Origin of the sequence: Caldimonas manganoxidans ATCC BAA-369 (assembly GCF_000381125.1) — a bacterium.
Classification (GTDB): Bacteria; Pseudomonadota; Gammaproteobacteria; order Burkholderiales; family Burkholderiaceae_C; genus Caldimonas; species Caldimonas manganoxidans.
On sequence record NZ_KB905946.1, the window covers coordinates 57205 to 70731 of the forward strand.

Genomic DNA, 13527 nt, shown 5'->3' on the forward strand with positions numbered 1-13527 from the left:
TCCGTCACCTGGGTGACGCCTTCGAGGGCGACTGAACGCCCGCACACTGCTGCAAATGGTCCACCAACAGCCGAGCGGCTGCGGTCAAGGTCTGTGGCGATCGCATGCAGATCACGAACCGACGGCAAGCCCAAGCATCCGTCAACGGAATGAGTCGCAAGCCCAGGCTGCGCGCCTGCGGCTCGCACACTTCCCGAGGCAGGATCGCCAAACCCAAACCGGCGGCCACGATGCGACAAGCCGCATCCAGTGTCGAGACTTGAATGCGGTGAACCCAGGTGCGGCCGGCCATGGCCGCGTAGCGCCGCAGCATCGTCTCCATGATGCTGCCGGGCATGACACCGACGGCCTCGTGATCCAGCGTCTCGACGAATTTCAAGCGGCGGCGCCGCGCCAGCGGATGCGAGGCATGCACCAAGACGGCCAGGTGATCGCATCGGTACGGCAGCGTGTGCAGCCCCTGAAGCTCGCCGGCGTCCCAAAGCACACCCAGATCGGCCGTTCCCTCGCGCACGCTGCGCACGATCTCCGGGCTCAAGCGCTCCTCGAAACTCACCTTCACGGCTTGGTAACGCGCCAAGAATTCCGCCACGTCATCGGGCAAGCGTTCCGACAGCACCGAGATGCTGGCCAGCACCCGCACGCTGCCTTGCACCCCGCTGGCAAAGCCACTGAGCTCGGCTTGCAAACGCGCCAATGCGCCCAGCACTTCACGCGCTTGGCGCAACAAGGCTTCGCCGGCGGCCGTCGGCCGAATGCCGCGCCGAGCGCGCACCAACAAGCGCACGCCGGCGTCTTCCTCGATGGCCGCAATGCGTTTGCTGATGGCCGAAGGCACGATGGCCTCGCGCTCGGCCGCTCGGGCGATGTTGCCCTCTTCGCAGACGGCAACGAAAAGCTTCAGGCTCACAGGATCGATCGGACGCATCGGGTCAGGTGCGGCATCAGCGTTTCCAAACAGGAACGGTATTGGTTCCCAAATATCGCTACAAGTCCATGCCGGAAACCCTAAAGTCCTGCGCAAGCCATCTTGTTCCACCCTCTGAAGTGCACCCCATGCAAACACTGCCTCTGTGCGCCACCGTTCGCGAAGTCGGTCTGCGCGATGGCCTGCAAAGCATCGGCACCATCGTGCCCACCGAGCACAAATGTGCGTGGGTGCGTGCCGCGCATGCTGCGGGCCTGCGCGAGATCGAAGTCGGCTCGTTCGTGCCGGCGCGCAGGCTGCCCCAGTTGGCCGACACGGCCGAGGTCTTGCGTGAGGCCAAAACCTTGCCGGGGCTGAGCGTCTCCGTGCTGATCCCCAACCTCCAAGGTGCCGAGCGCGCGCTCGAACTCGAGGCGGACCTGATGATCCTGCCCTTGTCGGCCAGTGCTGCGCACAGCCTGGCCAACCTGCGCAAAACGCCGGACGAGGTGGTGGCCGAGATGGCTCGCATCCGCGCCGCGCGTGACGCCAGCGGCCGGCGCACCCTGATCGAAGGCGGGGTGGGCACGGCCTTTGGCTGCACGATCCAAGGCGAGGTGCGGCCTGCCGAGGTGCTGCGCCTGCTGCAAGCCCTGCTCGATGCCGGCGCCGACCGGGTGAGCCTGGCCGACACCGTCGGCTACGCCGACCCCGCGTCGGTCAGTCGCCTGTTCGAGCAGGCGCTCAGAATCGCCGGCGATCGTTTGTGCGGCGCCCACTTCCACGACACCCGCGGCCTGGCCCTGGCCAATGTGGTGGCCGCGCTGCAACTGGGCATCACGCGCTTCGATGCATCGCTGGGCGGCATCGGCGGCTGCCCTCATGCCCCGGGCGCCAGCGGCAATGCAGCCACCGAGGACCTGGTGTTCCTACTGGAATCCATGGGGGTGGACACGGGCATCGACATCCACGCCTTGCTGGCGCTGCGTGCGCAGCTGGTGCGCTGGATCGAGGGCGAACCGACCCACGGCACACTGTGGCGAGCCGGACTGCCCAAGACCTTCCGGCCGGCCCACGCCTGCACGTGAGCCCCCCTCTGTTCATGGCATCGATGGAGCTCGCTTCTATGACTGCTGCGTTACCACTGGATGGCCTTCGCGTCATCGAATTCACCCACATGGTCATGGGGCCGACCTGCGGGATGATCCTGGCCGACCTCGGGGCCGAGGTGATCAAGATCGAACCCCCCGGCGGAGACAAGACCCGCCGCTTGCCGGGGCTGGGCATCGGCTTTTTCCGCAGCTTCAACCGCAACAAAAAGAGCGTGGTGCTCGATCTGCACACCCCCGCAGGCCGTGCGACGGCTTTGGAGCTCATCGGTCAATCCGACGTGCTCATCGAAAACTTCCGCCCCGGCCTGATGGCCGAGCTCGGTCTCGATTACGACACCCTGTCCGCCCGGTTTCCTCGGTTGATCTACGCCTCTCACAAAGGCTTTCTGCCTGGGCCCTACGAGCATCGCACGGCACTGGACGAAGTGGTGCAGATGATGGGCGGCCTGTCGTACATGACCGGCCCGCCAGGCCAGCCGCTGCGAGCCGGCGCGTCGGTCAACGACATCATGGGCGGCATGTTCGGCGCCATTGGCGTGCTGGCAGCCTTGCGCGAACGCGAGCGAACCGGACGCGGGCAGGAAGTGCAAAGCGCCCTGTTTGAAAACTGCGTCTTCCTCGTGGCGCAACACATCCAGCAATACCTGATGACCGGTGAGCCGCCGCCGCCCATGCCCGCGCGGGTCTCGGCCTGGAGCGTCTACGACGTTTTTGCACTGGCCGATGACGAGCGATTGTTCATCGGTGCCGTCAGCGACCGGCAGTTTCGCACACTGTGCGAAGTGATCGAACGCCCGGACCTGGCCGATGACCCTGCCTTGGCCACCAATACCCAACGCGTGGCCGAGCGCCCCCGCCTCATGCAGGAACTCCGCCAAACCTTGCGCGGCTGGCGCCTGGACGAGCTGTGCGCTCGCTTGGAAGCCGCCGGGGTGCCGTTTGCGCCCTTGCGCCGCCCCGACCAGCTGGTGGACGACCCGCATTTGCGCGCCAGCGGGGGCCTGATGCCGATGGACACCGATGACGGCCAGACCACCCAGGTCGTGGCGCTGCCCTTGCGGATGGGACAGCGCCGCCTGGGCGTGCGCCAGCCGTTGGCCCGAGTGGGCGAACACACCGAAGACGTGTTGTCGCGCCTGTCGTCCCACTGATGTTCGCGTGAACCTTCCACCCCCGAGGAGACCCCGATGAAACCAACCCTTCGTCGCCGCCACCTGATGATGCTGGCTGCCTTGGCCCTGGCGCCTGCCGCCTTCGCTCAAAGCAGCAACACCCCGCTGCGCGTGATCCTGCCGGTGAGCGCCGGCTCGGGCGTCGATGCCATCGTGCGTGCCGCACAAAATGCCTTGTCCCAAGCCACGAGCCAGCCCGTGGTGATCGAAAACCTGCCTGGGGCTGGCGGCATCACCGGCACCCAGGCCATCGTGAAGGCCGCCCCAGATGGCAACACCATCGGCTTCGTCTCCAACAACCATGCCGTCAATCCCAGCGTGTTCAAGAACATGCCCTATGACGGCCTGCGCGACCTCACGCCGATCTCGGTGGTCGGAGAAACACCGTTCGTGCTCGTGGTCCATCCCACCCATGTGCCGGCGCGCACGGCCAAGGAGCTGCAAGCCTTTTTGCAATCCCGGCCGGGCAAAACCAACTATGCCTCATCGGGCAACGGCACCATCATCCACCTGGCCGCCGCCATGTTCGCCGAAGCCGCCAAGGTGGACAGCCGCCACATCCCCTACAAGGGCACCGGGCCGATGATCACCGACTTGATCGGCGGCCAAGTCGACTGGGGCGTGGTGGCCGTGCCGGCCGTGCTCGGTCATCTGCAAAGCGGCGCCTTGCGAGCCATCGGTGTGATGGGCCGTCAGCGCATTGCCGCACTGCCCGATCTGCCCACCATCGCCGAACAAGGATTTCCCGAAGTGGAAGTGGCCGGCTGGTTCGCCGCCGTGGCGCCGGCCAAGCTGCCGCAACACCAATTGCAGCGCCTGCACTCAGCCATCGTGACCGCCTTCAACGACCCGGCCGTGCAAGCCGCCATGGCCCGGCAGAACAACCTGATCCAGCCCACGTCGCCGCAGGCCGCACGGGCTTTCATGGAAGCCGAACAAGCTCGCTATGCCCGCTTGGTGAAACAAGCCCACATCACGCTGGACTGAGGAAGCCATCGCGGCGCGGCAGGGCCGCGGGGGCTTTTCCGTCATGCTCGCTTCATGCGAGCATGGCAAACTGACTCTGCGACCGCCTGCCCTGCAAGCCCATGCCGCCCCACCGTCAGACCGGCCCCATTCCACCCCACCACCGGCTCGACCCCACACGCCGTCTTTGGCTTGGGCGCACCATCTTGGCCTGCGCCACCGTGGCCGGCTGTGCCCGGCCCCCCACAACGCCCTTGGGGGCCGGCCTGGCCCCAACGAGCATCGCTCCCTTTTCCGCCTCGGCGCCCGACGGGCGCGTGCCTCGCGGCTGGGAGCCTTATGTCCTGCGGCGCGACAAGCGCCCCACCCACTACGCCACCGCGTCGGTCGATGGTCGTACCGTGCTGCGAGCTCACTCCGACGGCGCGGCCACCGGCCTGCGCTGCCTGGTGGACATCGACCCATGGCAAGCCGGCCGCCTGCGCTTTTCCTGGATGGTCCAGCATGTGGACCCCCGACTGACCGTCAGCGACCCACGCATCGACGATGCGCCCGCGCGCGTGATCCTGGCCTTCGACGGCGATCTGCGGCGGCTGTCGCTGCGGGATTTGATGTTCTACGAGCAAGTGGAGCTCTTCACCGGACAGCGCCTGCCCTATGCCAGCCTGATGTACGTCTGGGACGCTCAAACCCCGCGCGACACCGTGGTCCACTATGCCCGCAGCAGCCGCATCCGCTACCTCGTCATCGACGGCAGCCCCGGAGCCCTCGGGCACTGGCGCTTCCACGAGCGCGACGTGGTGGAGGACTACCGACGCACCTTCGGCGAAGACCCTGGCCCGATCCGCAGTGTGGGCGTGCTCACCGACAGCGACGACCTGGGCGTGCCCGTGACCGCCTGGTATGGCGACATCACACTGAACCGGCGCTGAACCGGCAAGGCCCAAGACGCCCGCGGCACCACCGCACGCCCAACGCCTCAAGCCGCTTGCGGTCGTGGCGCCTCGGACACCAAGCAACCTTGCTCGAAATAGCCTCGCAGGTTGTCCAGCACCCGTTGGGCCATGGCCCAACGGGTCTGCACCGTCGCGCTGGCCATGTGCGGGGCCAAGACCACATGGTCCAGGCTCCGCAAGGCTTCGGGCACTTCGGGCTCTCTTTCGAACACATCCAAACCGGCCCCCGCGATGCGCCGCTGTTGCAGTGCGCGCACCAGCGCTTGCTCATCGACCACCGTGCCGCGAGCGATGTTGATCAGATAGGCGTGCGGCCCCAAGGCCTCCAGCACCGCCTCATCGATCAAATGGCGCGTGCCCTCGCCGCCGGAGGTGGCCACCACCAGCACATCGGCCCAGCGCGCCAGTTCGATCAAGCACGGCTCGTACGTCCAGGGCACCCCATCCACCGGACGACGGGCGTGATAGCGCACCGGCATGGCAAATCCGCTGGCCCGACGTGCGATGGCCTGCCCGATACGACCCAGCCCCACCACGCCCAGGCGGGAACCGCTGACCTTGCAGCCCAGCGGCCGGAAGTGGCCTTGCGCCCAGGCACCGCTGCGCACGAAGCGGTCCGCGGCACTGAGCCCGCGCATCACATCCAGCAGCAAGGCCCAGGCCATGTCGGCCACGCAATCGTCCAGCACCCCCGGCGTGTACCCCACCGCCACCCCACGACGGGCTGCCATCTGCAAGTCGATCCGATCCAATCCCACACCGAGACTGGAAATCAGCTTCAAGGCCGGCAAAGCCTCGATCAAGGACGCATCCGCCCCCACCGCCGCCGACGTGATCACCGCCTCGATGCGAGGCCCGTGTTCCGCGATCACCTCCTCCAAAGACCGCTGCGTGGGGGCCTCATGCAGCTCGCAGTATGTGGCCAATTCCCGCTGCAACTCGGGCGCAAAGCGGTCAGGCACTCGCTGCAAGACAACCGGCCGGCGTGATGCGCTCATCATTCGATCTTGACGCCCGCTTGCGCCACCACGGCCGCCCAGCGCTTGCGCTCGGCCTCGAAGAACTTCTTGAAATCTGCTGGACCCTGCGTGTACACCTCGGCGCCTTGCGAGATCAAACGCTCGCGCACCTGTGGTGAACGAATGATCGCAATCAACTCGCGAGACAGACGCTCCAACACCGGTGCGGGGGTGTCCGCCGGCATCAGCACACCCTGCCATGTGCCGGATTCGAAGCCTTTGACCCCCTGTTCGGCGATCGTTGGCACCTGTGCCAACAACGGCACCCGGGCGGCTTTCGACACCCCCAGCACTTTGAGCTTGCCCGACTGCACATGCGGCAACGTGGCCAACATGCCGTTCATCAGCACTTGGGTTTGGCCGGCCACCGTGTCGGAGATGGCCTGCGAGCCCCCTTTGTACGGGATGTACTGCCAGCGTGCACCGGTGGCACGCTCGACCGCCACACCCGCCAGATGCGGCGCGCTGCCAATGGCGGTGACTGCGAAATTCAAAGCCGTGCGGTGCGACAAAGCCACCAACTCACGCAGATCGTTCGCCGGCACCGACGGATGCACCACCAACAGATGCGGTGAATATGCCAGCATGGCCACACCCACCAGATCGCGCGAGGGATCGAACGGCAGCTGCTTATAGACCGAGGGGCTGATGGCCAGCGCCCCGGTGTCGCACAGCAGCAGTGTGTGAGCGTCGCGCGACTTGGCCACGAAATCCGTGCCCAGATTGCCGTTCGCACCGGGCTTGTTGTCCACCACCACCGGCTGACCCAACGCGTCGGCCAAAGGTTGGCTGATCGCCCGCGCAATGATGTCCGAGGAACCGCCTGGAGGATAAGGCACCACCAGCCGCAGCGGGCGTTGCGGCCAGCTCGCCGCCCAGGCTCTGGTCATCCAGCCGGGCGTCAGCCCCCCGAATGCAGCCGCTGCCATCAACCTTCGACGCGTCGTCATGTCTTGTCTCCTGGTGTTTGAGCTGTGCCATTGGCAAGCCGTGCCCTGCCATGGCATCGGCCCTGGGTCTCAGGCCTGCGTGTAGGCCGTCTTGACCGTGGTGTAGAACTCGGCCGCATAAGCGCCTTGCTCACGCGGCCCATAGCTCGAACCCTTCCGCCCTCCGAACGGCACGTGGTAGTCCACGCCTGCCGTGGGCAGGTTGACCATCACCATCCCGGCCTGCGCATGGCGTTTGAAATGCGTGGCGTACTTCAGGCTGGTGGTGGCAATGCCGGCGGACAAACCGAACGGCGTATCGTTGGCGCAGTGCAGCGCCTCCTCGTAATCCTTCACCCTCAGCACACTGACCACCGGGCCGAAGATTTCTTCGCGGTTGATGCGCATCTGCGGCGTCGTCTCGGTGAACAACGCCGGGCTGAGGTAGTAGCCAGGTGCGCCATCGGAGCTGAGCTCGATGCGCTGCCCACCGGCGGCCAAGCGAGCCCCTTCTTGCTGCCCGATGGCCAGGTATTCCAAGTCTTGCGCCAGCTGCCGCTCGTCGACCACGGGGCCGATGTCGGTGCCCGCTTTGCGCGCATCATCCACCTTGAGCGCACGCATGCGCTCGATCATCGCGGCCACGAAGCGGTCATGGATGCCCTCGGTGACGATCACCCGCGAAGACGCCGTGCAGCGCTGACCGGTCGAGAAGAAACCACTGTTGATGGCGCAACTGACGGCGACGTTCAAGTCGGCATCGTCCAACACCACGAAGGGATTCTTGCCGCCCATCTCGAGCTGGAATTTGGCGCCCCGCGCCACGCAAGCCTGCGCCACTTGGCGCCCGGTGGCCACCGAACCGGTGAAGCTGATGGCCGCCACGCGAGGATCATCCAACAGCACCTGACCCACGTCGCGACCGCGGCCCATGACCAGGTTGAACACCCCGGCAGGCACACCGGCACGGTGCAAGATGTCGGCCAAGGCCCAGGCCGAACCGGGCACCAGCTCGGCCGGCTTGAGCACCACGGTATTACCATAGGCCAACGCAGGAGCCACTTTCCAAGCGGGAATGGCGATCGGGAAATTCCACGGCGTGATCAGGCCCACCACCCCCAGCGGCTCGCGGGTGACTTCCACGCCCACCCCTGGGCGCACCGAAGGCAGCACATCACCGGCACCGCGCAGCGCCTCACCGGCAAAGTACTTGAAGATGTTGCCGGCACGCACCACTTCACCGATGGCCTCAGGCAGGGTCTTGCCCTCCTCACGGGCCAGCAAATCACCCAACTCGTTGCGCCGCGCCAGGATTTCGCTGCCGACCGCATCCAGGATGTCGAAGCGCTGCTGCGGCGTGGTCTGCGACCAGCTCGGGAAGGCCGCATCGGCCGCGGCCACCGCCTCGCGGGCCTGCGCCGCATCGGCTTGGGCATATTCGCCGATCACATCCCGTGTGTCCGACGGGTTGATGTTGCGGGTGACGCTCGGGCCTTCCACCCACTGGCCGTTGATGAGGTTCTTGAACATGGCGTTGTGCGTTCAGCGGACCAGACAAGGCCGCTTGGGATCGAAAGTCCAGTTGGGAATCAGGTATTGCATGGCGATGGCGTCGTCACGCGCGCCCAGACCGTGCTCAAGGTAGAGCCGATGGGCTTTCTCCACCTCGGCCATGTCCAGCTCGACGCCCAGGCCCGGCTTGTTTGGCACCTCGACGAAGCCGCCACGGATCTGCAACGGCTCTTTCGTGAGGCGTTGGCCGTCCTGCCAGATCCAATGCGTGTCGATGGCCGTGACGCGACCCGGCGCCGCCGCGGCCACATGCGTGAACATCGCCAGCGACACATCGAAGTGGTTGTTCGAGTGCGAGCCCCAAGTCAGGCCCCAGTCTCGGCAGGTCTGCGCCACGCGCACCGAACCCGACAACGTCCAGAAGTGCGGGTCGGCCAACGGAATGTCCACCGCCTGCACGGCCAGTGCGTGCACCATTTGCCGCCAATCGGTGGCGATCATGTTGGTGGCCGTCGGCAGCCCCGTGGCACGGCGGAACTCGGCCATCACCTCGCGGCCGGAAAACCCGTCTTCCGCACCGCAGGGGTCCTCGGCATAGGCCAGCACGCCGTGCAAATCTCGCATCAAACGGATGGCGTCTTTCAGCCACCATCCTCCGTTGGGGTCCAGCGTCACACGGGCCGTTGGGAAGCGCTCGTGCAAAGCCCGCACCGCCTCCACCTCCTCCTCGCCGCGCAACACGCCGCCCTTGAGCTTGAAGTCATTGAAGCCATAGCGTGCATGCGCCGCTTCGGCTTGGCGCACGATGGCCTGCGGCGTCAATGCACACTCATTGCGCACCCCGAACCAGGGATCGTCTTGCGGTTCGTCCTTGGGGCTGCGGTAGGGCAAGTCCGTGCGGGTGCGGTCGCCCACGAAGAAGAGATAGCCCAGCATCTCCACCTTGTCGCGCTGCTGGCCTTCACCCAGCAAAGCGGCCACCGGCACCCCCAAGTGCTGGCCCAGCAGATCGAGCAGCGCCGACTCCAAGGCCGCCACCGCGTGAATCGTGGTCCGCAGGTCAAACGTTTGCAGGCCCCGCCCCTCGCTGTCGCGGTCGGCGAAGGTCTGCTGCACCCGTTGCAACACCTGCTTGTACGCACCCACCGGCTGGCCCACCACCAAGGGGCGAGCATCCTCCAGGGTCTGCCGGATCTTTTCGCCGCCAGGCACTTCGCCGACCCCAGTGCGCCCGGCGCTGTCGGTCAACACCACCAGATTGCGAGTGAAAAACGGGCCGTGCGCACCGCTCAGATTCAGCAGCATGCTGTCGCGTCCGGCCACGGGGATGGCGCGCAGGTCCGTGATGCGGGGGGTATCGTTCAAAGACATGGAAACTCCATCGATCCAAGGCGGTTGCGCAGCCGCCTCCGCGGCGGCCACGCTTCCTGCCGCCTGGGTTCAGTCGGCCGTGATGTTGCGCGCCTTGATCAGCGTGCGCCAACGCTCATACTCGGCGCGCTGGAAGCTGGCGAACTGCTCGGGCGTGTTGGCCACCAGCTCGAAACCGACCGAGACGAACTGATCACGCACCTGCGGATCGTTGATCGCGTTGACCAACGCCGCATGCAACTTGCTCTTGACCTCTGCCGGCAACCCTCTGGGGGCTGCAATGCCCTGCCAAGAGAACACATTGGCGCCTTTGATGCCGGATTCCTCCAGCGTGGGCACCTCCGGCAACAGCTTGGAGCGCTGTGCGGACGTGATCGCCAAAGCACGCAGCTTGCCCGAGCGCACGTGCTGAATGATCGCGTTGATGTTTTGGAACGAGGCATCGACCTGTGCGCCCAACAGATCCGAGATCGCCGGGGCGCCGCCGCGGTAGGGCACATGAATGCCCGTGGTGCCCGTCTGCTGCCAGAACAGTTCGGCCGTCAGATGGTCCGACGAGCCGTTGCCCGAAGACGCAAACGTCATCTTGCCCGGGTGGGCCTTCAAATGGGCCAGCACGTCGCTCAACGACTTGAACGGTGAGGCCGCTGGCACCACCAGCACGTTGGGGGCCTGCACGGCCACGGTCAGCAGATCGAAATCCTTGGTCGCGTCATACGGTACGCTCTTGAGCAAGTGCGGCGCGATCACGTAGGGCCCGAGCGAGGCCACCAGCAGCGTGTGGCCATCGGGCTCCGATCGAGCCACCAAGCCCGCACCAATGGTGCCTGTGGCTCCAGGCTTGTTGTCCACGATGACCGTCTGCCCCAGCTGCTGCTGCAGCTTGGGGCCGATGGCGCGCGCCAAGGTGTCGGTCGAGCCTCCCGGCGGGAAAGGCACGACCAACGTGATCGTCTTGGTGGGCCAGGCCAAGGCATTGGCAGCAAGCCCCACACCCAGGGCCACGGCGGCCAGCCACTTCATGGTTCGGTTCATCGACGTCTCCTCTGAGGTTTGCAAAACAACATTACTGAGGCCCGAGCTTGTCGATCAGCGCTCGCAGCTGCTCGACTTCCGCAGGTTGAAGGTCTGACAGCGGCGGCCTCACCGGCCCGGCACTGCGGCCCACCACGGCCGCACCGGCTTTGACGATGCTCACCGCATAGCCTTGCCCCTTGTTGCGCAGCTCGACGTAGGGGAGGAAGAACTCGCGGATCAGCCGCTCGGTCGTGGCGGTATCGCCTGCGGCATGGGCGTTGTAGAACTCGATCGCGGTGCGCGGGATGAAGTTGAACACCGCCGACGAGTACACCGGACAACCCATGGCCTTGTAGGCCGCGGCGAACACTTCCGCCGTGGGCAATCCGCCCAAGTAGGCGAAACGGTCGCCCAGACGCTGACGAATGGTGACGAACGCCTCGATGTCACCGATGCCGTCTTTGAAGCCGATCAGGTTCGGGCAGCGCTCGGCCAAGCGCAGCAGTGAATCGGACGTCAAGCGGCAGGCGCCGCGGTTGTAGACGATGACGCCAAGCTTCACGCTCTTGCACACCGCCTCGACATGGGCCACCAGCCCGTCCTGCGTGGCCTCGGTCAGGTAGTGCGGCAGCAGCAGCACGCCCTGCGCGCCCAGCCGCTCGGCCTCCTGGGCGTACTGAATGGCCAGCGTCGTGCCGCCGCCAGCCCCCGCAATGATGGGCATGCGGCCCTTGCAGGTCTGCACCGCCACACGGATCACCTCTGCATACTCGCGCGGCGCCAGCGAGAAGAACTCGCCCGTGCCGCCGGCTGCAAACAAGGCGCTGGCGCCATAGGGCATGAGCCACTCCAGGCGCTCGGCATAGGGCTTGGGCGCAAAGTGCAGGTCGGCATCGAAGTCCGTCAGCGGGAACGACAGCAGACCAGAAGAAATGGTGCGTTGCAGGTCTTGAGGGCTCATGGACAGGCTCACAGGGCTGGAAGAAAGACGCTCCGATCTGCAGTGACCGAGCGGATATGTTGTACGTCATCGTACAACTAACCCGGGCCGACGGCAAGTCTTGCGTGATCCGCGGTTCTACGTAGGCCGCCTCGCCGGCGGCCTCACCGGCTGGCGCCTTCGGCGGCCTCCTGGGCGCGACGCAGACGTTCGCGACTGTTGGACAGATGGGTGCGCATGGCCGCCCGGGCGGCCTCCGGGTCGCGGTTGGCAATGGCCACGACCACGCTCTCGTGCTCGGCCAGCACCCGCAGCAAATACTCTCGACGCCCCTGCCCCGCCAACCGAGCGGAATTCACCCGCGCACGCGGAATCAGCATGTCGCCCAAGTGCTGCATCAAATCGACGAAATGCGGGTTCTCGCTGGCGCGGGCGATCTCCATGTGCAGCGCCCGATCGGCAGCCACCGCATCCGTGCCTTCCTCGATGGCGCGAGCAAACGCGGCCTGCGCCTCGTGCATGGCCCGCAAATGAGCCTCGCTGCGGCGCACCGCCGCCAGCGCGGCGGCCTCGGCCTCCACCCCGATGCGCAGCTCCAGCACCGCGATCACATCGCGCAAGGTGGCCACCTGCTCCGGCGCGATACGGAAACTCCCCCCGTCGCCCGTGCTGGCCACGAAGGTGCCGATGCCGTGACGGGTTTGCACCAGCCCACTGGCCTGAAGCTTGGAAATCGCCTCGCGCACCACGGTGCGGCTCACGCCGAACTCTTCCATGATGGCCGCCTCGGTGGGCAACTTGTCTCCGACGGCCCACTGCCCGGCACGGATGCGGGCACTCAAGGCATCGACGAGATCGAGCGCCAACGTGCGGGATTTGCGACGAACAGGGGGGGCAAGCGTGGACATGAAGCTCCGTGTAAACCCCAGGTCTTGCCATCTTGACAGCACCCAGGGGCTGAACGACGATTGTTGTACGACGACTGATGACGTATGTCAGCGTCTTCACGACTCTAGCAATCCAACCCTGGTTCCGCAAGCCGCCCATGCCTGCCCAGCATTGCACATCTCTACGCATCCCCCGTCTGCTGCTCACTGGCGCGGCTGGCGGCCTGGGTCGTGAACTGCGCTCTCGCTTGAAAGCCTACTGCGACGTTTTGCGAATCAGCGATATCGCCGAGCTGGGTGCAGCCGGCCCAGGCGAAGAACTGCATCCAGTGGCGCTGCAAGACAAAGCCGGGATGATCGACTTGCTGCGCGGCGTGGATGCCGTGGTGCACCTCGGAGGCATCTCCACCGAGCAACCATGGGAACCCATCTTGCAGGCCAACATCGTTGGTGTCTATGGAAACGCTGATCAAGTCCTGCGCCTGGCAGTAGTCCGTCTTGTCGCCCTGGTGATGGGCGGCGATGATTACGGTCATGAAGCAGATGACCTTGGCAGCGGCGGCCGATGCGTCCGCGGGATTCGAGCGTTTTCGCAAGCCCACCCGGCGCGACGCATTCTTGGCCGAGATGCAGACGATCGTGCCGTGGAATCGGCTGGTGGCGTTGATCGAGCCGCACTACCCCAAGCCCGGCAATGGCCGTCCTCCCGTGGGCTTGGAACGCATGTTGCGCATTCACT

General features: G+C 65.9%; 14 protein-coding genes. 5 read left to right on the forward strand and 9 right to left on the reverse strand.

The features are described 5' to 3' along the window. Positions 1 to 4: 4 nt before the first annotated feature. Entirely contained in the window at positions 5 to 910 is a 906-nt protein-coding gene (locus F615_RS0110855; RefSeq protein WP_310732001.1) for a LysR family transcriptional regulator, read from the reverse strand. Positions 911 to 1056: 146 nt separating this feature from the next. Between F615_RS0110855 and F615_RS0110860 the strand changes: the two genes are divergently transcribed. From F615_RS0110860 to F615_RS18300, 4 genes are all read left to right on the forward strand, one after another. Beyond that, on the forward strand, positions 1057 to 1995 hold the full coding sequence (locus F615_RS0110860) for a hydroxymethylglutaryl-CoA lyase (RefSeq protein ID WP_019561213.1): 939 nt from the start codon (positions 1057 to 1059) through the stop codon (positions 1993 to 1995). Between the two features lie 38 nt (positions 1996 to 2033). After that, positions 2034 to 3170 carry a CaiB/BaiF CoA transferase family protein gene (locus F615_RS0110865; RefSeq protein ID WP_019561214.1) on the forward strand — a complete coding sequence of 379 codons (1137 nt, stop codon included), beginning with the start codon at positions 2034 to 2036 and terminating at the stop codon, positions 3168 to 3170. 36 nt (positions 3171 to 3206) lie between these two features. Beyond that, positions 3207 to 4178: a tripartite tricarboxylate transporter substrate binding protein gene (locus tag F615_RS0110870; RefSeq protein WP_026330238.1), complete on the forward strand. Its 972-nt coding sequence runs from the start codon at positions 3207 to 3209 to the stop codon at positions 4176 to 4178. A 296-nt stretch (positions 4179 to 4474) separates the two neighbouring features. Then, the gene (locus F615_RS18300; protein WP_169452428.1) at positions 4475 to 5089 is read left to right on the forward strand and encodes a DUF3047 domain-containing protein; all 615 of its coding nucleotides are present in this window, start codon (positions 4475 to 4477) and stop codon (positions 5087 to 5089) included. A gap of 47 nt (positions 5090 to 5136) precedes the next feature. On the opposite strand, the gene F615_RS0110880 is transcribed toward F615_RS18300, so the two are convergent. The 8 genes from F615_RS0110880 to F615_RS20730 all read right to left on the reverse strand — a co-directional run bounded on the left by F615_RS0110880 (position 5137) and on the right by F615_RS20730 (position 13324). Further along, positions 5137 to 6111, reverse strand: a complete 975-nt coding sequence (locus F615_RS0110880) for a 2-hydroxyacid dehydrogenase (protein ID WP_033371324.1) — start codon at positions 6109 to 6111, stop codon at positions 5137 to 5139. After that, positions 6111 to 7061 carry a Bug family tripartite tricarboxylate transporter substrate binding protein gene (locus F615_RS0110885; protein WP_019561218.1) on the reverse strand — a complete coding sequence of 317 codons (951 nt, stop codon included), beginning with the start codon at positions 7059 to 7061 and terminating at the stop codon, positions 6111 to 6113. The genes F615_RS0110880 and F615_RS0110885 overlap by 1 nt, the downstream gene beginning before the upstream one ends. A gap of 90 nt (positions 7062 to 7151) precedes the next feature. Further along, on the reverse strand, positions 7152 to 8591 hold the full coding sequence (locus tag F615_RS0110890; protein ID WP_019561219.1) for an aldehyde dehydrogenase family protein: 1440 nt from the start codon (positions 8589 to 8591) through the stop codon (positions 7152 to 7154). Between the two features lie 12 nt (positions 8592 to 8603). Then, entirely contained in the window at positions 8604 to 9944 is a 1341-nt protein-coding gene (gudD, locus tag F615_RS0110895) for a glucarate dehydratase (protein WP_019561220.1), read from the reverse strand. Between the two features lie 69 nt (positions 9945 to 10013). Then, positions 10014 to 10979, reverse strand: coding sequence for a Bug family tripartite tricarboxylate transporter substrate binding protein (locus tag F615_RS0110900; RefSeq protein WP_019561221.1), 966 nt, complete (start codon positions 10977 to 10979; stop codon positions 10014 to 10016). Positions 10980 to 11010: 31 nt separating this feature from the next. Then, a complete protein-coding gene (gene kdgD, locus F615_RS0110905) occupies positions 11011 to 11922 on the reverse strand; it encodes a 5-dehydro-4-deoxyglucarate dehydratase (RefSeq protein ID WP_019561222.1) in 912 nt (303 codons plus the stop codon). Between the two features lie 143 nt (positions 11923 to 12065). Continuing rightward, positions 12066 to 12809 carry a FadR/GntR family transcriptional regulator gene (locus F615_RS0110910; protein ID WP_033371326.1) on the reverse strand — a complete coding sequence of 248 codons (744 nt, stop codon included), beginning with the start codon at positions 12807 to 12809 and terminating at the stop codon, positions 12066 to 12068. Between the two features lie 161 nt (positions 12810 to 12970). Beyond that, positions 12971 to 13324: a hypothetical protein gene (locus F615_RS20730; RefSeq protein ID WP_019561224.1), complete on the reverse strand. Its 354-nt coding sequence runs from the start codon at positions 13322 to 13324 to the stop codon at positions 12971 to 12973. On the opposite strand from F615_RS20730, the gene F615_RS0110920 reads away from it, so the two are divergent. Beyond that, positions 13323 to 13527 (forward strand): transposase (locus F615_RS0110920; protein WP_026330240.1); only part of this gene is annotated, 205 nt, incomplete at its 3' end. The two genes, F615_RS20730 and F615_RS0110920, sit on opposite strands and share 2 nt — an antisense overlap.

Bases quoted from the DNA above. Each gene is read 5' to 3' on its own strand.
- F615_RS20730 (WP_019561224.1), bottom strand. From the start codon at position 13,324: ATGACCGTAATCATCGCCGCCCATCACCAGGGCGACAAGACGGACTAC.
- F615_RS0110880 (WP_033371324.1), bottom strand. From the start codon at position 6,111: ATGAGCGCATCACGCCGGCCGGTTGTCTTGCAGCGAGTGCCTGACCGC.
- F615_RS0110885 (WP_019561218.1), bottom strand. From the start codon at position 7,061: ATGGCAGCGGCTGCATTCGGGGGGCTGACGCCCGGCTGGATGACCAGA.
- F615_RS0110910 (WP_033371326.1), bottom strand. From the start codon at position 12,809: ATGTCCACGCTTGCCCCCCCTGTTCGTCGCAAATCCCGCACGTTGGCG.
- F615_RS0110900 (WP_019561221.1), bottom strand. From the start codon at position 10,979: ATGAACCGAACCATGAAGTGGCTGGCCGCCGTGGCCCTGGGTGTGGGG.
- F615_RS0110865 (WP_019561214.1), top strand. From the start codon at position 2,034: ATGACTGCTGCGTTACCACTGGATGGCCTTCGCGTCATCGAATTCACC.
- F615_RS0110860 (WP_019561213.1), top strand. From the start codon at position 1,057: ATGCAAACACTGCCTCTGTGCGCCACCGTTCGCGAAGTCGGTCTGCGC.
- F615_RS0110890 (WP_019561219.1), bottom strand. From the start codon at position 8,591: ATGTTCAAGAACCTCATCAACGGCCAGTGGGTGGAAGGCCCGAGCGTC.
- kdgD (WP_019561222.1), bottom strand. From the start codon at position 11,922: ATGAGCCCTCAAGACCTGCAACGCACCATTTCTTCTGGTCTGCTGTCG.
- gudD (WP_019561220.1), bottom strand. From the start codon at position 9,944: ATGTCTTTGAACGATACCCCCCGCATCACGGACCTGCGCGCCATCCCC.
- F615_RS0110870 (WP_026330238.1), top strand. From the start codon at position 3,207: ATGAAACCAACCCTTCGTCGCCGCCACCTGATGATGCTGGCTGCCTTG.